At 67.4% G+C, this 14,297-nt stretch carries 13 protein-coding genes; 5 read left to right on the top strand and 8 right to left on the bottom strand.

The genetic code is table 11. The features are described from left to right. Window positions 1-23: 23 nt before the first annotated feature. Complete coding sequence (locus tag LRH25_RS15165) at window positions 24-2,021, bottom strand: arylsulfatase (protein ID WP_375140617.1); 1,998 nt, start codon at window positions 2,019-2,021, stop codon at window positions 24-26. A gap of 137 nt (window positions 2,022-2,158) precedes the next feature. Here LRH25_RS15165 and LRH25_RS15160 point away from each other — a divergent pair, with 137 nt between their 5' ends. The 5 genes from LRH25_RS15160 (at window position 2,159) to LRH25_RS15140 (ending at window position 4,251) form a co-directional block, all read left to right on the top strand. Continuing rightward, entirely contained in the window at window positions 2,159-2,491 is a 333-nt protein-coding gene (locus LRH25_RS15160; protein WP_141290594.1) for a hypothetical protein, read from the top strand. Between the two features lie 5 nt (window positions 2,492-2,496). Beyond that, window positions 2,497-2,949 carry a bactofilin family protein gene (locus LRH25_RS15155; RefSeq protein ID WP_141290592.1) on the top strand — a complete coding sequence of 151 codons (453 nt, stop codon included), beginning with the start codon at window positions 2,497-2,499 and terminating at the stop codon, window positions 2,947-2,949. Window positions 2,950-2,982: 33 nt separating this feature from the next. After that, entirely contained in the window at window positions 2,983-3,438 is a 456-nt protein-coding gene (locus tag LRH25_RS15150) for a bactofilin family protein (RefSeq protein ID WP_231011503.1), read from the top strand. 23 nt (window positions 3,439-3,461) lie between these two features. Beyond that, entirely contained in the window at window positions 3,462-3,695 is a 234-nt protein-coding gene (locus tag LRH25_RS15145) for a hypothetical protein (RefSeq protein ID WP_231011501.1), read from the top strand. 121 nt (window positions 3,696-3,816) lie between these two features. Then, entirely contained in the window at window positions 3,817-4,251 is a 435-nt protein-coding gene (locus LRH25_RS15140) for a bactofilin family protein (RefSeq protein WP_141288217.1), read from the top strand. Between the two features lie 85 nt (window positions 4,252-4,336). On the opposite strand, the gene argJ is transcribed toward LRH25_RS15140, so the two are convergent. The 7 genes from argJ to glgC all read right to left on the bottom strand — a co-directional run bounded on the left by argJ (window position 4,337) and on the right by glgC (window position 14,297). Continuing rightward, window positions 4,337-5,575, bottom strand: a complete 1,239-nt coding sequence (gene argJ, locus LRH25_RS15135) for a bifunctional glutamate N-acetyltransferase/amino-acid acetyltransferase ArgJ (RefSeq protein WP_141288218.1) — start codon at window positions 5,573-5,575, stop codon at window positions 4,337-4,339. A 159-nt stretch (window positions 5,576-5,734) separates the two neighbouring features. Next, window positions 5,735-6,097 carry a hypothetical protein gene (locus tag LRH25_RS15130; protein ID WP_141288219.1) on the bottom strand — a complete coding sequence of 121 codons (363 nt, stop codon included), beginning with the start codon at window positions 6,095-6,097 and terminating at the stop codon, window positions 5,735-5,737. Window positions 6,098-6,179: 82 nt separating this feature from the next. Continuing rightward, window positions 6,180-7,394, bottom strand: coding sequence for a hypothetical protein (locus LRH25_RS15125; protein WP_141288220.1), 1,215 nt, complete (start codon window positions 7,392-7,394; stop codon window positions 6,180-6,182). Between the two features lie 264 nt (window positions 7,395-7,658). After that, window positions 7,659-8,831, bottom strand: coding sequence for a hypothetical protein (locus LRH25_RS15120; protein WP_141288221.1), 1,173 nt, complete (start codon window positions 8,829-8,831; stop codon window positions 7,659-7,661). Window positions 8,832-8,979: 148 nt separating this feature from the next. Next, the gene (locus LRH25_RS15115; protein ID WP_141288222.1) at window positions 8,980-11,514 is read right to left on the bottom strand and encodes a glycogen/starch/alpha-glucan phosphorylase; all 2,535 of its coding nucleotides are present in this window, start codon (window positions 11,512-11,514) and stop codon (window positions 8,980-8,982) included. Window positions 11,515-11,567: 53 nt separating this feature from the next. Then, window positions 11,568-13,013 (bottom strand): glycogen synthase GlgA, encoded by a 1,446-nt coding sequence (gene glgA, locus LRH25_RS15110; RefSeq protein ID WP_231011500.1) that lies wholly within the window; start codon window positions 13,011-13,013, stop codon window positions 11,568-11,570. Between the two features lie 12 nt (window positions 13,014-13,025). Next, window positions 13,026-14,297: a glucose-1-phosphate adenylyltransferase gene (glgC, locus tag LRH25_RS15105; protein ID WP_141291891.1), complete on the bottom strand. Its 1,272-nt coding sequence runs from the start codon at window positions 14,295-14,297 to the stop codon at window positions 13,026-13,028.

Raw genomic sequence — 14,297 nt, 5'->3', positions numbered from 1 at the left:
GCCACAACATCTGGCTGCCCTGCTCAGTAATAGCCGGCGGGGCGCAGCGGTTCCACGCCGCCGACGTTGCCCATGTAGCTGCTCCACTGCTGGATCAGTTGGTCCAGCTGCGCCGGGTTGGTGACCGAGAGGTCCTTGTTCTCTCCGCGGTCGGCGCTCAGGTCGTAGAGCTCCCAGTGGCCGTCCAGCGGGCCAAACGGCGGCTCGGTCCACAAGGCCTTCCACTTGCCGTCGGCACTGGTCAGGTAGGCGCGGCCGTAGGACTCGTCGCCAAAAGCATCGGTGCGCACCGAGGCCGTACTCTTGCCCAGCAGCACGTCAACCAGCGACTTGCCGCTCACCGGGTAGACGTAGCGGTTGTCGTAGACGACCTTGCCCTTGTTGGCGTCGACACCGGTCAGCACGTTGATCGCGGCCGGCGCGGGCGTGCTGGGCGGCGTGACACCGGCGGCGGCCAGGATGGTGGCGGTGATGTCGGTCACGTGGGTGAAGACAGTGCTGTTGGCCGCGGCCTTCTTCTGGCCAGGCAGGTGCACGATCAGCGGCGTGCCGACACCGCCTTCGCCCATATAGCCCTTGGTCTGGCGGAACGGCGTGGCGCTGACCTCGGCCCAGCGCTGGCCGTATTGCAGGCGCTTGGCAGCGGCCAGGCCGTTGTCGGTGCCCAGCGTCGAATAGACAGGCTCGACCGCATTGGCCTCGTCGACCGGTTTGGGGTCCAGGCTGGCGGCGTTCGCGGGGAAGCCGCCGCCGGCGTTGGTGCCGATGGGCCAGCCTTCGGCGCCGTTGTCCGACTGGAAGATGATCACCGTGTTCTCGTACTGGCCGATGTCCTTCAGGTGCTGGACCAGCAGGCCGATGTTGTGGTCGAGGTTGTCGACCATGCCGGCGTAGATCTCCATGTAGCGCGCCTGGGCCTTCTTCTCCAGGTCGCTCAGGCTGCTCCACTTCTTGTTGTAGTGGCCCTGGCCGTAGTCGGTGTAGCCGTCGGCCACGCTGTGCACCGCGCTGATGTACCTGGCGCTGGCCGTGCCGTTGTTGGCGCTGGGCGCCGAGACCGTGAGCGTCTCCGCCTCACCGGCAAACGGCGTGAAGTCCTTGGGGATCAGGCCCAGGTCCTTCTGGCGCTGGATGCGGGCGGCACGCACTGCTTCGTAACCTGCGTCGTACTTGCCTTTGTACTTGCTGAGGTAGGGTTCGGGCACTTGCAGCGGCCAGTGCGGCGCGGTGTAGGCCGCGTAGGCGAAGAAGGGCTTGCCGTCGCCCTTGTGGGCGTCGATGTAGCCGATCAGGCGCTGGGTGTAGAAGTCCGTCGAGTAGAAGACCTCGGGCGAGCCGCCGGCGCCGCCCGGCTGCCCAGGTTGCCCGGGCTGCACATAGGCGCCGTTCTCGGTGTAGTTCTTCGAGCCGGCCGCTTCATGGCCGAAGTGGTTGTTGGCCGCGCCGCCCAGCAAGGCGTAGCTGCTCTCGAAGCCCCATTGGTCCGGCGTCTGGCCGATGGTGCCCAGGGCGACCGGTGCGTCCACATTGGCCACGTTCGAGCCCAGGTGCCACTTGCCGGCCATGTAGGTGTGATAACCCGCATCCTTCAGCAACTGCGCGACTGACAGCGCGCGGTCGTTCAGGTAGCCCTCATAGCCGGGCAGGCCCTTGCGCTCGTCGCTGGGCGCGCCCATCGTGCCTTCGCCAACGAGGTGGTGGTCGGTGCCGGAGATCAGCATCGAGCGGGTGATCGCGCAGACGGTGCCGGTGTGGTGGTTGGTCAGCAGGCGGCCGCTGGCGGCCAGTGCGTCGAGGTTGGGCGTCTCGATCTCGCCGCCGAAGGCGTGCACGTCGGAGTAGCCCAGGTCGTCGGCCATGATGAAAACCACGTTCGGCTGCTTGGGCAGGCTCAGCGTCTCGCTGTTGTCGTCATCATCGTTGCAGCCTGGCAGGATGGCCAGTGCGCCCAGAACCCCGACCATGGCCAAACCGATCATCGACCGGCGATGGGTTCCCCGGACTGCTTTTGACTTCCGCACTGCACTGACCCTTGGATTGTTTGTGGGAAGGCGAGTCTCGCGAGCGACATGCAGATGCGGAACGAATGAATCTGCGCAAGCAAATGCGAAGTGCGTTGATTGAATTTGGCGGCACCGGCTTGGCGATAATCGCGCCCATGTCCTTGCCCGATGCCGACTTCGACCGCTTCTTCACCGAGCACATCGTCGGCCTGCCCACGCTGGTGGACATGGGGCGCAGCGCGTCGGTGCGCCAGGTCTCGGACCGTGGTGTGCGCATTGGCGCCCTGGGCGAAAAGGCGCGCTTGATCGGCCTGGCCGGGCGCACGCTGCTGAGCCGCGACCCGACACGCGCCGTGGCTGGTCAGCCGTTGGCGCTGCCAGGCTTGATCGCGCTGCGGCGCAAGGTCCTGGTCGCCGGGCTGGTGGCCTGGAGCTTGCTCGTTGGCGGCACGGTCGCCGGAGCCTGCATCTGGTGGATGAAAAGCTGAACAGCATGACAAGCGTCTTCCAGGAAAGCAGTTTCCCCAGCGGCCACGACAGCCTGGTCATCGACCCGGTGGCCATGAACATCATCAACCGCGTGGCCGAAGGCACGATGCTCAACGGCGAGCTGCTGTTCAAGGGCGGGCTGCTGCTGCAAGGCACGCTGCGCGGCAGCGGCGAGATCGCCGGCAAGCTGGTGATCTGGCACACCGGGCAACTGCAGGGCAAGTTCCGCGTGCTCGGCGACCTGTACGTGCTGGGCCACCTGGGCGGCGTGGCCGACGAGGCGGACGCAACCACCCAGGTCGAATGCCAGGGCACGGTGCACGTGGCCAGCACCGGCATCTGCACCGGCTCGCTCAGCGCCTCGCGGCTGCGACTCTACGACGGCGGCGTGCTGCAAGGCCCGTTCCGCACCCTCAAGCACGAACGCTCGCTGCCGGTGCTCGACACCACGGCCTGAGCGCCGCTCTTCAATTTCACCAGCACTTCCAGCATGAGCGACTCTGACTCCCTGCCGCGCATCCCGCTTGGGCCTGCGCTGCCCGACATGCGCGCGCTGCCCACGCTGAGCGCGGCCCAGGTGCTGCACCCGGCACCCGACAGCCGACCAACCGGCCAGCACTCGCTGCTGGGCGCCGACTGGGAGTTCGAGGGCCAGGCCCGCATCGCCGGCTCGTTGACGGTGGCGGGCGTCTGGCGCGGCCGGCTGGACGCCACGCCGGCGCAGGGCGAAGGCCACGTCATCATCACCGAGAGCGGCCGGCTGCAGGGCAAGTTGCAGGCGCGCAGCCTGTCGGTGCTGGGCCATGCAGACGGCCTGCTGCAGGCCAGTGGACGCGTCACGCTGCACGCCAGCGCGGTCGTCAGCGGCCAGGTGCGCTACGGTCAGCTGCAGGTCAATGGCGCGGAGCTGAATGCACGCGTCGAACGCCTGGTCGACCTGCCGTGAGCCGCTGAGCACCATCGCCCATCATGTCCAACCCGACGCCCAGCGGCGAGTCCGGCCCGCCGGCCGCGCTGCGCTCGCCCGAAGCGCTGCGCCGCGCCGCGCTGGCCCGCGCCTCGCAGCGCGCCGCGCCCATCGCACGCCGTCGCATTGCCTGGCGCTGGGCCGCATTCGTGCTGCGCCGCGCGCTGCTGTGGGGCTTCGTGCCGGCTGCGGTGCTGCTCACGCTGTGGTGGAAGAACGGAGTGCACTGGCCTTGAGCGAGCAAACCTTCGCTCGTCTGGCAAGTCGCCCAGGTTTCGTTTGGACGCAGCCTCTACCAGCCCCGCGGGCACAATGCCCGTGGCCAGAATCCCCGACCTTTGCAGAAGTGAGTGAGCCATGAACGGCGCAGACCAGAATCCGAACACCGCCAGCTTCACGCCCCGCCTGGTGCCGGTGGAACCGCTGAACGCGATCTCCAGCCTGATCGCCGAAGGCGCCGTCTTCGAAGGCACCTTCAGCACCACGAAGGACCTGGGACTGCGCATCGACGGCACGCTCAAGGGCCCGATCCAGCTGCAGCAAGGCGGCACCGTGCACGTCGGCCCCACAGGCGTCGTCGAAGCCACGCAGATCGAAGCCGACCACGTGCTGATCGAAGGCATCGTGCGCGGCACCGTGATCGCCCGCAAGACCCTGGAAATCACCGGCTCCGCGACCCTGCTCGGCGACGCTATCTACGACGCCCTGCTGGACGTGCACCCGCGGGCCAAGCTGCGCGGCAAGGTGGAATACCGCGGCGAGATGGACACGCCGGCGACAGCAGCCTACTGAGCGCCAAGCTCAAGCGTGACTGATTTCAAGGTGAATCGGCAAACCGCGATTTCACCTTGAAAAGTCCAACGACTGCCCGACTCAATCAGCTGCGGTAATCCGCGTTGATGCTGACGTAGTCGTGTGACAGGTCGCAGGTCCAGACCGTGGTGGTCGCCAGGCCCCGCTTCAGGTCCACGCGCACCGTGATCTCGCTCTGCTTCATCACGCGCTGGCCGTCTTCCTCGCGGTAGGCGGTGTGGCGGCCACCCTGGGTGACGACATGAACGTCGTCGAGGAACATCTCGATCAGGCTCTGGTCCAGGTCGCCGATGCCGGCGTAGCCGACGGCCGCCAGGATGCGGCCGAGGTTGGGGTCGCTGGCGAAGAAGGCGGTCTTGACCAGCGGTGAATGGGCGATGGCGTAGGCAGCGAGCTTGCACTCGGCCTCATTGCGGCCACCATCGACCTGCACCGCGATGAACTTGGTGGCGCCTTCGCCGTCGCGCACGATGGCCTGGGCCAGCAGGCGCGAGACTTCGAACACCGCTGCCTGCAGCGCCTGCCCTTCCTCGCTGCTCAGCGAGGTGATGGCGGCGTGGCCGGCGCGCTGGGTGGCGATCAGCAGGAAGGAGTCGTTGGTCGAAGTGTCGCCGTCGATGGTCACGCGGTTGAAGGACTGGTCAGCCGCGGCCTTGACCAGCGGCTGCAGCAGCTCGGGCGCGATCACCGCGTCGGTGGCGACAAAGCCCAGCATGGTCGCCATGTTCGGGCGGATCATGCCGGCGCCCTTGGAGATGCCGGTCACGTTGACGGTCTTGCCGCCAATCGTGAGCTGGCGCGACGCGGCCTTGGGCAGCGTGTCGGTGGTCATGATGCCTTCGGCGGCGCGGCCCCAGTGGCTGGGCTGCAGGTCGGCCAGCGCAGCCGGCAGGCCGGCTTCGATGCGCTCGACCGGCAGCGTCTCCATGATCACGCCGGTGGAGAACGGCAGCACCTGTTCGGGCGCGACACCCATCAGCGTGGCCAGGCTGGCGCAGGTGCGGCGGGCGCGGGCCAGGCCGTCGGCGCCGGTACCGGCGTTGGCATTGCCGGTGTTCACCACGATGGCGCGGATCGCACTGCCTTCCGCCAGCTGTGCCAGGTGCTCGCGGCAGACCTGCACCGGCGCGGCGCAGAAGCGGTTCTGCGTGAACACGCCGGCCACTGCCGCGCCCTCTTCCAGCCGCACGACGACCAGGTCCTTGCGATTGGCCTTGCGCACGCCGGCTTCGGCAATGCCCAGCGTGACGCCGGCCACCGGCGCCAGGTCGAGAGGGTTCGGGGCTTGCAGGTTGACTGGCATGGCAGCGCTCACGGTCGAAGAAGAAGGTCCGAAGACGACAAGGGCGCCATTGGGATGTTCCAAATGGCGCCCTGGCGGGATGCGCGAATTGTACGAACGTCGGTGTGACGTTTCGTGGCAGCGGCCCAGGGTGGCGGGGCTTGCAGCTGCCGGGTTCGGTCAGCTCTTCCTGCGGCCCTTGGGCGGGGGCGCAGGCGGTGCCGGCGGCGCGCTGGGCGCGGCGGAGAACAGGCGCGCGGCGCGGCCTTTCAGCTCCAGCAGTTCAGACGGCGTGACCGAGTATTTGCGACCGACCACGTCGACCTCGACGCGGAATTCGACTTCCTTCTTGCCGTTGGTCAGCATGCCGGAGGTGAACTCATAGTCCTCGTCCTCGCCCGGGAAGCCTTCATACGGCGGATCGTTGTCCTCGCTGAGTTTCACGTCGCGGATCTCGCCGCTGGCCAGGTCGAGGACGCCGGTTGATTCAATCACCGACTCGGCCAACTCGTCGATGATCTTGATGGGAAGCTTGAGGTCCACGTGGCGCTCGAACAGGAATGAAACAGGGCCGGGATTGTATGGCGCGGGACAGGCCCCGGCCACGATCCCGGCCCTCTTGGCGTCAGCTCTTCTTGGCTTGCGCCTTGAGCGCCTTGCTCACCAGCCCCTGGCCGGTCGGGTCGATCCAGGCCGCGCGCATCTTGCGGCCGCACTGCACCGAGGTGTAGTAAGGCTGCTTCTGCGGATCGGTGTTGTAGACGTTGGCCATGTCGTAGCGGGCGATCACGCCGTACCACTGCTTGCCCGCGTCCACCCAGGGATAAAAGCCGAACTTGCCGGGGCTGCTGAAGGCGCCGTCGCCAACCGTCGGGTCGTCCTCGACCCAGTGGCCCAGCGAGTAGTGCCAATGCTCGTCGCTGATGTTGTTGACACCACCCGGGCGACCGTTGTTGATCGGGCTGTAGTAGGCCGTCGGGCAATCGTCACCGTTGGTGTGGGTGCACACCGCGTGCGAGCCCAGCGCCGGGTTCATGTAGGTGTACGAACCGTTGATCAGGTTACGCAGGAACTGGGTGTAGCCGTTGACCGACACACCCAGGCCGCCCGCCAGCTGCGGATTGACCCAGGTCAGGCCGCGCTTGGTGTTGGGCAGCAGCTTGGTTGCAGCGGTCAGGTCGGCGGTGGTGTCAGGGCCGTAGCCCATTGCGTCACCCAGCACCTGCATGTGGCCACCACCGTAGTAGAAATAGCCGTCATAGTTGGACGTGTAGTCGCCGTTGGTGCCACCGGCAGCACCCGGTTCGGACAGGCAGCTGTCCACCGTGGAGGCGGTCGAGCAGGCGTTGAAGTTGACGTAGCCGGCGCTCATCGTGAGGGCCTTGGCCATCACGTCGCTCACCTGGCCCTGCACCTGCTCCACCGCCATGCTGGCGAAGACCCATTTCGAGGCCGAGGCCACCGGAATGGTGGTGGTCGCATTGATGGTCTTCAGGCTGCCACCACTGCCGCCCTGGCCGCTGGCCTTGAGGCCGACGCCATCGCCAATTTCCCAATAGAAAGCCGTGAGGCTGGTGCAGGCCGGATCGGTGCTGGCCACGATCCCGGCTGCAGCAGCCCGCTCGTCCACGGTGGCCGAGTGAGCCGCTGCAACTGCGAACAGCGACAGCGTCGCAAATGCCACCAGATTCCAGCCAAAACGGCTGGCCATCAGCTTGGCCGTCAAGCCGCCATGATTGGCGGTCATCGTCGCCTGCTGCACCGCGTCGGTTTGACGCATTTCACGCGCAGGCGCGCCCATCAGACGGGCATGCCCCGCCTGGTGTCCCAACTTCGTCATTGATCAATCTCTTTCTATGCGGCCCGGTGCGAGTTTTTCGCTACCGACCCGGCATCGCCTGGGCGCTCTCGAACTTGTCCTGGCGCCCTGTCCAACGACACCCCCTGATGGCTTGGCTGCTCTACAGCTGTCCAAGACAAACATGCAGCAACCATGCCACCAGAAATGTGACAAATTGCGGCGTTCGGCCTGCCGCAAACCCTTGCGGGCGCCGCCATCGGGCGCCCATATTTGTCAGGCCAGACCGTGGCCCGGATCAGCTCCTCAGCTGCCCTTGACCCAGGCTGCGCGGATCTTGCGACCGCACTGCATGGAGGTGTTGTACGGCGCCTTTTTCGGGTCCGTGCTGTTGACATTCACGCTGTCCGTGCGTGCAAGCACACCGTACCAGGCCTTGCTTTTGTCAATCCACGGATAAAAGCCGAAACGGCCCGGGCTGCTGAAGGCACCATCGCCGACCGTGGGGTCGTCTTCCACCCAGTGGCCCAGCGAGTAGTGCCAGCGCTCGTCGCTGATGTCGTTCGGGCCACCGGGGCGGGACTGGTTGATCGGGCTGAAGATGGCCGTCGTGCAATCGCTGCCGTTGGTGTGGGTGCAGGTGGCCTGCGTGCCCAGCGACTTCGCGGTGCTGGCGTAGCTGCCGTCCAGGATCTGGCGCAGGAAGCTGGCGTAGCCGGTGGCCGTGGTGGCCAGGCCGCCCGCCAGCTGCGGGTTGATGTAGCTCATGCTGTTGGACATGCCGCGCTGCGAGCGCAAGGCGCTGGCCAGCAGGCTGTTGTTGTCCGGGCCCAGGCCGCGGGCATTGCCCAGCACCTGCATGTGGCCGCCGCCGTAGGAGAACTTGCCGTCCTGCGCGGCGATGTGGTCGCCGTTGGTGCCGCCGAAGCGGCCCGGCTCCTTCAGGCAGGAGGCCACGGTGCCGGTGTTGCTGCAGCTGTCGAAATTGTTGTAGCCGCCACGCATGCTGAGCAGGGCCACGTCATTGGCCGACAGGCTGCCGGCGGTCTGCTCGATCACCGTGCTGGCGAACACCCATTTCGAAGCCGAAGCCACCGGCATCAGGGTGGTCGCCGTCGGCGCCTTGTTGGTGCTGGTGACGGCGCCGCCAGTGCCGCTGGCCTGCTTGCCGGTCGCGTTGCCGATCTCCCAGTAGAACGGGGTCAGCGAGGTGCAGCTGGCATCCTTGCCGGCCACCTTGGTCGCCGCGGCCTTGCGCTGTGCCAGCGTGGGGGCAGCGGCGGTCGCCGCAGCAATCTCGCTGACACCCTCGGCCGCGGCAACCGCACCGCCGGCACTGCTGTCGACATTGCTGCCCGAGGTGCTTCCGGACGTTGCCGCCGCGGTTTCGCTGCCAGTCGAACTGTCTCCGCCTCCGCCACAGGCGGCAAGCATCAGCATCAGGGTCCACAGCGGCGTGGCGCGTAACACGGCATTCATCGGTCGAGTCCTCAGGAATTGCCCCGTGTTCACAGGGCTTATCCAGCTATCGACCAATGCCGCCGCTCACTTGAGAGGCGGGGACAAAAAAGCTGTGTCGGGCGGTTTCAGTCCTCCGTCGCGCTGACGCGGCGCAGGACCCGCACCCCTATCGCTGCTGCGGCACCAAGTGGCCGACCGGCAGGCTGGCGGAGGCCTGCAGCGGTTGAGGCAGCTGCACGGGGGTGCTGTGCCAGATGTCGTGGGCGTATTCGGCGATGGTGCGGTCGGACGAGAAATGGCCCATGCCGGCGACGTTCAGCACCGCGTGGCGGGTCCATTCGTCGGTGTTGCGGTAGAGCGCATCGACCTTGTCCTGCATGTCGACGTAGCTGCGGTAGTCCGCCAGCAGCAGGTAGTGGTCGCCCCAGTTCACGAGCGTGTCGATGATGGCCTGGTAGCGCGCGGGTTCGCCGGGGCTGAAGACGCCGCTGCGCAGCAGCTCCAGCACCGCGGCCAGCTCCGGGTCCTTCTCCACCCACTCGCGCGGCTGGTAGCCGCGGGCACGCAGGGCCGCGACCTCGGGCGTGGTGTGGCCGAAGATGAAGATGTGCTCGGGGCCGACGTGCTCGCGCATCTCGACGTTGGCGCCGTCCAGCGTGCCGATGGTCAGTGCACCGTTCAGCGCAAACTTCATGTTGCCGGTGCCCGAAGCCTCGGTGCCAGCGGTGGAGATCTGCTCGGACAGGTCGGCCGCCGGGATGATGATCTCGGCCAGGCTGACGCTGTAGTTCGGCACGAACACCACCTGCAGCTTGCCCTGGGTGCGTGGGTCGTTGTTGACCACCTCGGCCACGTCGTTGATCAGGCGGATCACCAGCTTGGCCATGTGGTACGCCGAGGCCGCCTTGCCGGCGAAGACGACCACGCGGGGCACCCACTGCGCGTCCGGCTGGGCCAGGATGCGGCGGTAGCGGGAGATGACGTGCAGCACGTTGAGCAGCTGGCGCTTGTATTCGTGGATGCGCTTGACCTGCACGTCGAACAGCGCGTCCACGTTCAGCGCCAGCCCCATCTGCTGCTGCACCAGCGCGGCCAGGCGTTGCTTGTTCTGGCGCTTCACGCGGCGGAAGGCGCCGAGGAAACCGGGCAGTTCCAGCGCGCCCTTCAGGCCTTCGAGCTGGTCCAGGTGGCGGCGCCAGCCGCGGCCGATGCGGGCGTCCAGCAGGGCCGACAGGCCGGGGTTGGCATGCGCCAGCCAGCGGCGCGGCGTGATGCCATTGGTCTTGTTGTTGAAGCGTTCCGGCCAGAGCTTGGCGAAGTCGGCAAAGATCGACTGGATCATCAGCTCCGAGTGCAGCGCCGAGACACCGTTGACCGAGTGGCTGGTGACCACCGCCAAGTAGGCCATGCGCACGCGCCGCTCGCCGCCTTCGTCGATCAGCGACAGCCGGCGCATCAGCGCGGCGTCGGCGCCGTGCTGCTCGGTGAGTTCCTGCAGGAAGCGGGCGTTGATGTCGAAGATGATGCGCAGGTGGCGCGGCAGCACGCGGCCGAACAGCTCGATCGGCCAGGTCTCCAGCGCCTCGTGCATCAGCGTGTGGTTGGTGTAGCTGAAGATGCGCCGGCACAGCGCCCAGGCCGTGTCCCAGGGCTGCAGCTGCTCGTCGATCAGCACCCGCATCAGCTCGGGAATGGCCAGCACCGGGTGGGTGTCGTTCAGGTGGATGCTGACCTTGTCGGGCAGCTTCTCGAAGCCGCTGTGGGTGCGCAGGTAGCGGTGCACCAGGTCCTGCACGCTGGCCGAGACGAAGAAATACTCCTGGCGCAGCCGCAGCTCACGGCCATCGGCGGTGGAGTCGTCCGGGTACAAGACGCGCGAGACGTTTTCGCTGTGGTTCTTGGTCTCCACCGCGCCGAAGTAGTTGCCCTGGTTGAAGGCCTTCAGGTCCATCTCTTCGGTGGCCTTGGCGCTCCACAGCCGCAGCGTGTTGGTGGCGGGCGTGCCGTAGCCGGGGATGATGGTGTCGTAGGCCATGGCCAGCACGTCGTCGGTGCCCACCCAGCGCACGGCCGCAGGGCCGCCGCCGGACGCGGGGCTTTCTTCGATGCGGCCACCAAAACGCACGCGGTAGACCACCTCGGGCCGCGGGAACTCCCACGGGTTGCCATGGGTGAGCCAGTAGTCCGGTGCCTCGACCTGGCGGCCACCCTGGATGGTCTGGCGGAACATGCCGTAGTCGTAGCGGATGCCGTAGCCAAAGCCAGGCACGCCCAGCGTGGCCATGGAGTCGAGGAAACAGGCGGCCAGCCGGCCCAGGCCGCCGTTGCCCAGGGCTGCATCGGGCTCCAGCTCGAACAGCGCCTCCACGTCGCAGTCGAACTCCTTGAGCGCCTGGCGCAGCGTGGGCATCAGTTCGAGCGCCAGCACCGCGTTGCCGAAGGTGCGGCCGATCAGGAACTCCATCGAGAAGTAGTAGACGCGCTTGACGTCCTGCGCGTACTGGGCCCGCGTGGTCTGCATCCAGCGGCCGACCAGGTGGTCGCGCACCGCGTAGGCCGCGGCATGCATCCAGTCCTCGGGCCGGGCCGAGATCGGGTCCTTGCCGACCTGGTAGATCAGCTTGTTGGCAATCAGCCGCTTGAAGGCGGCCACGTCGGTGGCCAGGTGGTCGTACTGGTGCTCGAACTGGGTCAGGTCCATGGCATCCGTCGCTTTCTGTATGGGTCGGGTCGTGTTGGTTCTTGGAAGGTGGTTCAGTGGCCGAGTGCTGCGCGGTACATCGCCAGATACGCCTCTGCCGCCACGCCCCAGTCATGGCGCTGGGCCATGGCGTTGCGCTGCACCGCGCGCCAGTCGCGCGGCCGGCGGTACAGCGCCAGCGCCCTGCGCAGCGCCGTCGCCAGGCCGGCTTCGTCGAAGCTGTCGAACACCATGCCGGTGGCGCTGCCGTCGTCCAGCGCCTCCAGCGAGCAGTCGGTCACCGTGTCGGCCAGCCCGCCGACGCGGCGCACCAGCGGCAAGGTGCCATAACGCAGGCCGTACAACTGCGTCAACCCGCAAGGCTCGAACCGGGAAGGCACCATGATCACGTCGCCACCGGCCACCAGTTGATGGGCAAACAGCTCGTCATAGCCGATGCGCACCGCCACCGAGGCCGGCGTTTCCTCCGCGAGCTTGCGGAATGCAGCTTCCATGCCGGGGTCGCCACTGCCCAGCAGCGCAAACTGCGCGCCGCATGCCACCAGCCCGGGCACGGCCGCCTGCACCAGGTGCAGGCCCTTCTGCTCGGTGAGCCGGCTGACGACAATGAACAGTGGCGAGTCCGGCACCAGGGCCAGCCCCATCGCAGCCTGCAGCGCGGCCTTGTTCAGCGCCTTGCGGCCCAGGCGGCGCGGCTCGTAGGTGGCAGTGATGGCCGGGTCATGCGCCGGGTCCCAGACGGCCGGGTCCACGCCGTTCAGGATGCCGTGCAGCACCGCGCTGCGGGTGCGCAGCAAGCCGTCCAGCCCCATGCCCTGCTCGGGCTGCTGGATCTCGCGGGCGTAGGTCGGGCTGACGGTGCTGAGGTGGTCGGCGAAAAACAGCCCGGCCTTCATGAAGTTCAGGCCGCCGTGGAACTCCACGCCATCCACACCGAAGAACTCGGGTGGCAGGCCCAGCTCGGCGAAGTGCCGGGCGTCGAAGCTGCCCTGGTAGGCCAGGTTGTGGATGGTGAAGACCGAGGCCGCGGGCGAGCCCAGCGCGCGCAGACAGGCCGGCGCCAGGCCGGCATGCCAGTCGTGGGCATGCACCAGCGCGGGCCGCCAGTACGCGTCAGCCCCCTGCGCCAGCTCGGCCGCGGCCCAGCCCAGGCGGGCGAAACGCAGGTGGTTGTCGGCATAGGGCTGTTGGTTGCCGTCGGCATACGGGCCGCCGGCGCGCTGGTACAGCGCGGGCGATTCGATCACGTAGCCGGAGGTGTTGGCCGCCGGCAGCTGGCCATAGAGCAGGCGGGCTGCCGGCACCTGGCCGCGCGCCGGCAGCTCGGCCACCAGGGCCGGCTCGGTCAGGCCGGCCAGCACCGCGTCGAAGCCGGGCAGCAGCACCCGGGCATCGGCACCGGCGGCCTGCAGTGCCGCCGGCAGCGCGCCCGCCACATCGGCCAGCCCGCCCGTCTTGAGCAAGGGAAAAATTTCAGCGCAGACCTGCAGCACCCGCATCGATTGGCTTCCTTAGAGTTTTCTGAGCATGTCGCGGGTGACCAGCACCACGCCGTTGGGGCTGCGGTAGAAGCGCTTGGCGTCCAGCTCGGCGTCTTCGCCGACCACCAGGCCCTCGGGCAGCTTGCAGCGCCGGTCGATCACCGCATTGCGCACTCGGCAGTGGCGGTTGATCTGCACGTCCGGCAGCACCACGCTGCGCGTGACCTGGCTGTAGGAGCGCAGCAGCACGTTGGAGAACAGCACCGAGTCGACCACCGTGGCGCCGGAGACGATGCAACCGCCCGAGACCAGGCTGTCCACCGCCTGGCCGCGCCGGCCGTCTTCCTGGTTGTGCACGAACTTGGCCGGCGGCAGCTGCTCCTGGTAGGTCCAGATCGGCCAGTCACGGTCGTACATGTTCAGCTCGGGCGTGGTCGAAGCCAGGTCCAGGTTGGCGGCCCAGTAGGCGTCCACGGTGCCCACATCGCGCCAGTACGGGCGCGAATACGGCGGGTTGGCAATGGCCGACATCGAGAATGGATGCGCCAGCGCCTGGCCCTCCGCGACCGCGCGCGGAATGAGCTCCTTGCCGAAGTCATGGCTGGAGTTCGGGTCCAGCGCGTCTTCCTCCAGCAGGCGGAACAGGTAGTCGGCGCTGAAGATGTAGATGCCCATGCTGGCAAGCGATCGGCCGGGCTGGCCGGGCAGCGTGGGTGGCACGGCCGGCTTCTCGACAAAGGCGGTGACGTGGCGCTGCTCGTTGACCGCCATCACGCCAAAGCCGGTGGCCTCTTCGCAGGAGACCTCGATGCAGCCCACGGTCACACCGCGGCCGTTGGCCACGTGGTCGGCCAGCATGATGGAGTAGTCCATCTTGTAGACATGGTCCCCGGCCAGCACCACCACGTACTCGGGCGGCGTGGAGTTGCGGATGATGTCCAGGTTCTGCCAGATCGCATCGGCCGTGCCGCGGTACCAGTGCTCTTCGTTGGTCCGCTGCTGTGCCGGCAGCAGGTCGATGAACTCGCCCATCTCGTTGCGCATGAAGCTCCAGCCGCGCTGCAGGTGGCGCAGCAGCGAGTGGGACTTGTACTGCGTGATCACGCCGATGCGGCGCAGCCCGGAGTTCAGGCAGTTCGACAGTGCGAAGTCGATGATGCGGAACTTGCCGCCGAAGTGAACTGCCGGCTTGGCGCGGTTGTCGGTCAGGTTCATCAGGCGCGAGCCACGCCCGCCGGCCAGCACCAGCGCGAGCGTGCGCCGGGCCAGCCAACGGCTGTTCGCACTGCGGTTCAAGTCCAT

The organism is Ideonella azotifigens (genome assembly GCF_021043325.1).
Lineage (GTDB): Bacteria > Pseudomonadota > Gammaproteobacteria > Burkholderiales > Burkholderiaceae_C > Ideonella > Ideonella azotifigens.
Note: the sequence above shows the minus strand (reverse complement) of the source record. Positions and strands in the feature narration are given on the sequence as shown.

Excerpts from the sequence above, each read along its gene's own strand:
- LRH25_RS15160 (WP_141290594.1), top strand. The coding sequence starts at position 2,159 with ATGTCCTTGCCCGATGCCGACTTCGACCGCTTCTTCACCGAGCACATC.
- LRH25_RS15155 (WP_141290592.1), top strand. The coding sequence starts at position 2,497 with ATGACAAGCGTCTTCCAGGAAAGCAGTTTCCCCAGCGGCCACGACAGC.
- LRH25_RS15150 (WP_231011503.1), top strand. The coding sequence starts at position 2,983 with ATGAGCGACTCTGACTCCCTGCCGCGCATCCCGCTTGGGCCTGCGCTG.
- LRH25_RS15145 (WP_231011501.1), top strand. The coding sequence starts at position 3,462 with ATGTCCAACCCGACGCCCAGCGGCGAGTCCGGCCCGCCGGCCGCGCTG.
- LRH25_RS15140 (WP_141288217.1), top strand. The coding sequence starts at position 3,817 with ATGAACGGCGCAGACCAGAATCCGAACACCGCCAGCTTCACGCCCCGC.
- argJ (WP_141288218.1), bottom strand. The coding sequence starts at position 5,575 with ATGCCAGTCAACCTGCAAGCCCCGAACCCTCTCGACCTGGCGCCGGTG.
- LRH25_RS15125 (WP_141288220.1), bottom strand. The coding sequence starts at position 7,394 with ATGACGAAGTTGGGACACCAGGCGGGGCATGCCCGTCTGATGGGCGCG.
- LRH25_RS15120 (WP_141288221.1), bottom strand. The coding sequence starts at position 8,831 with ATGAATGCCGTGTTACGCGCCACGCCGCTGTGGACCCTGATGCTGATG.
- LRH25_RS15115 (WP_141288222.1), bottom strand. The coding sequence starts at position 11,514 with ATGGACCTGACCCAGTTCGAGCACCAGTACGACCACCTGGCCACCGAC.
- glgA (WP_231011500.1), bottom strand. The coding sequence starts at position 13,013 with ATGCGGGTGCTGCAGGTCTGCGCTGAAATTTTTCCCTTGCTCAAGACG.
- glgC (WP_141291891.1), bottom strand. The coding sequence starts at position 14,297 with ATGGACTTGAACCGCAGTGCGAACAGCCGTTGGCTGGCCCGGCGCACG.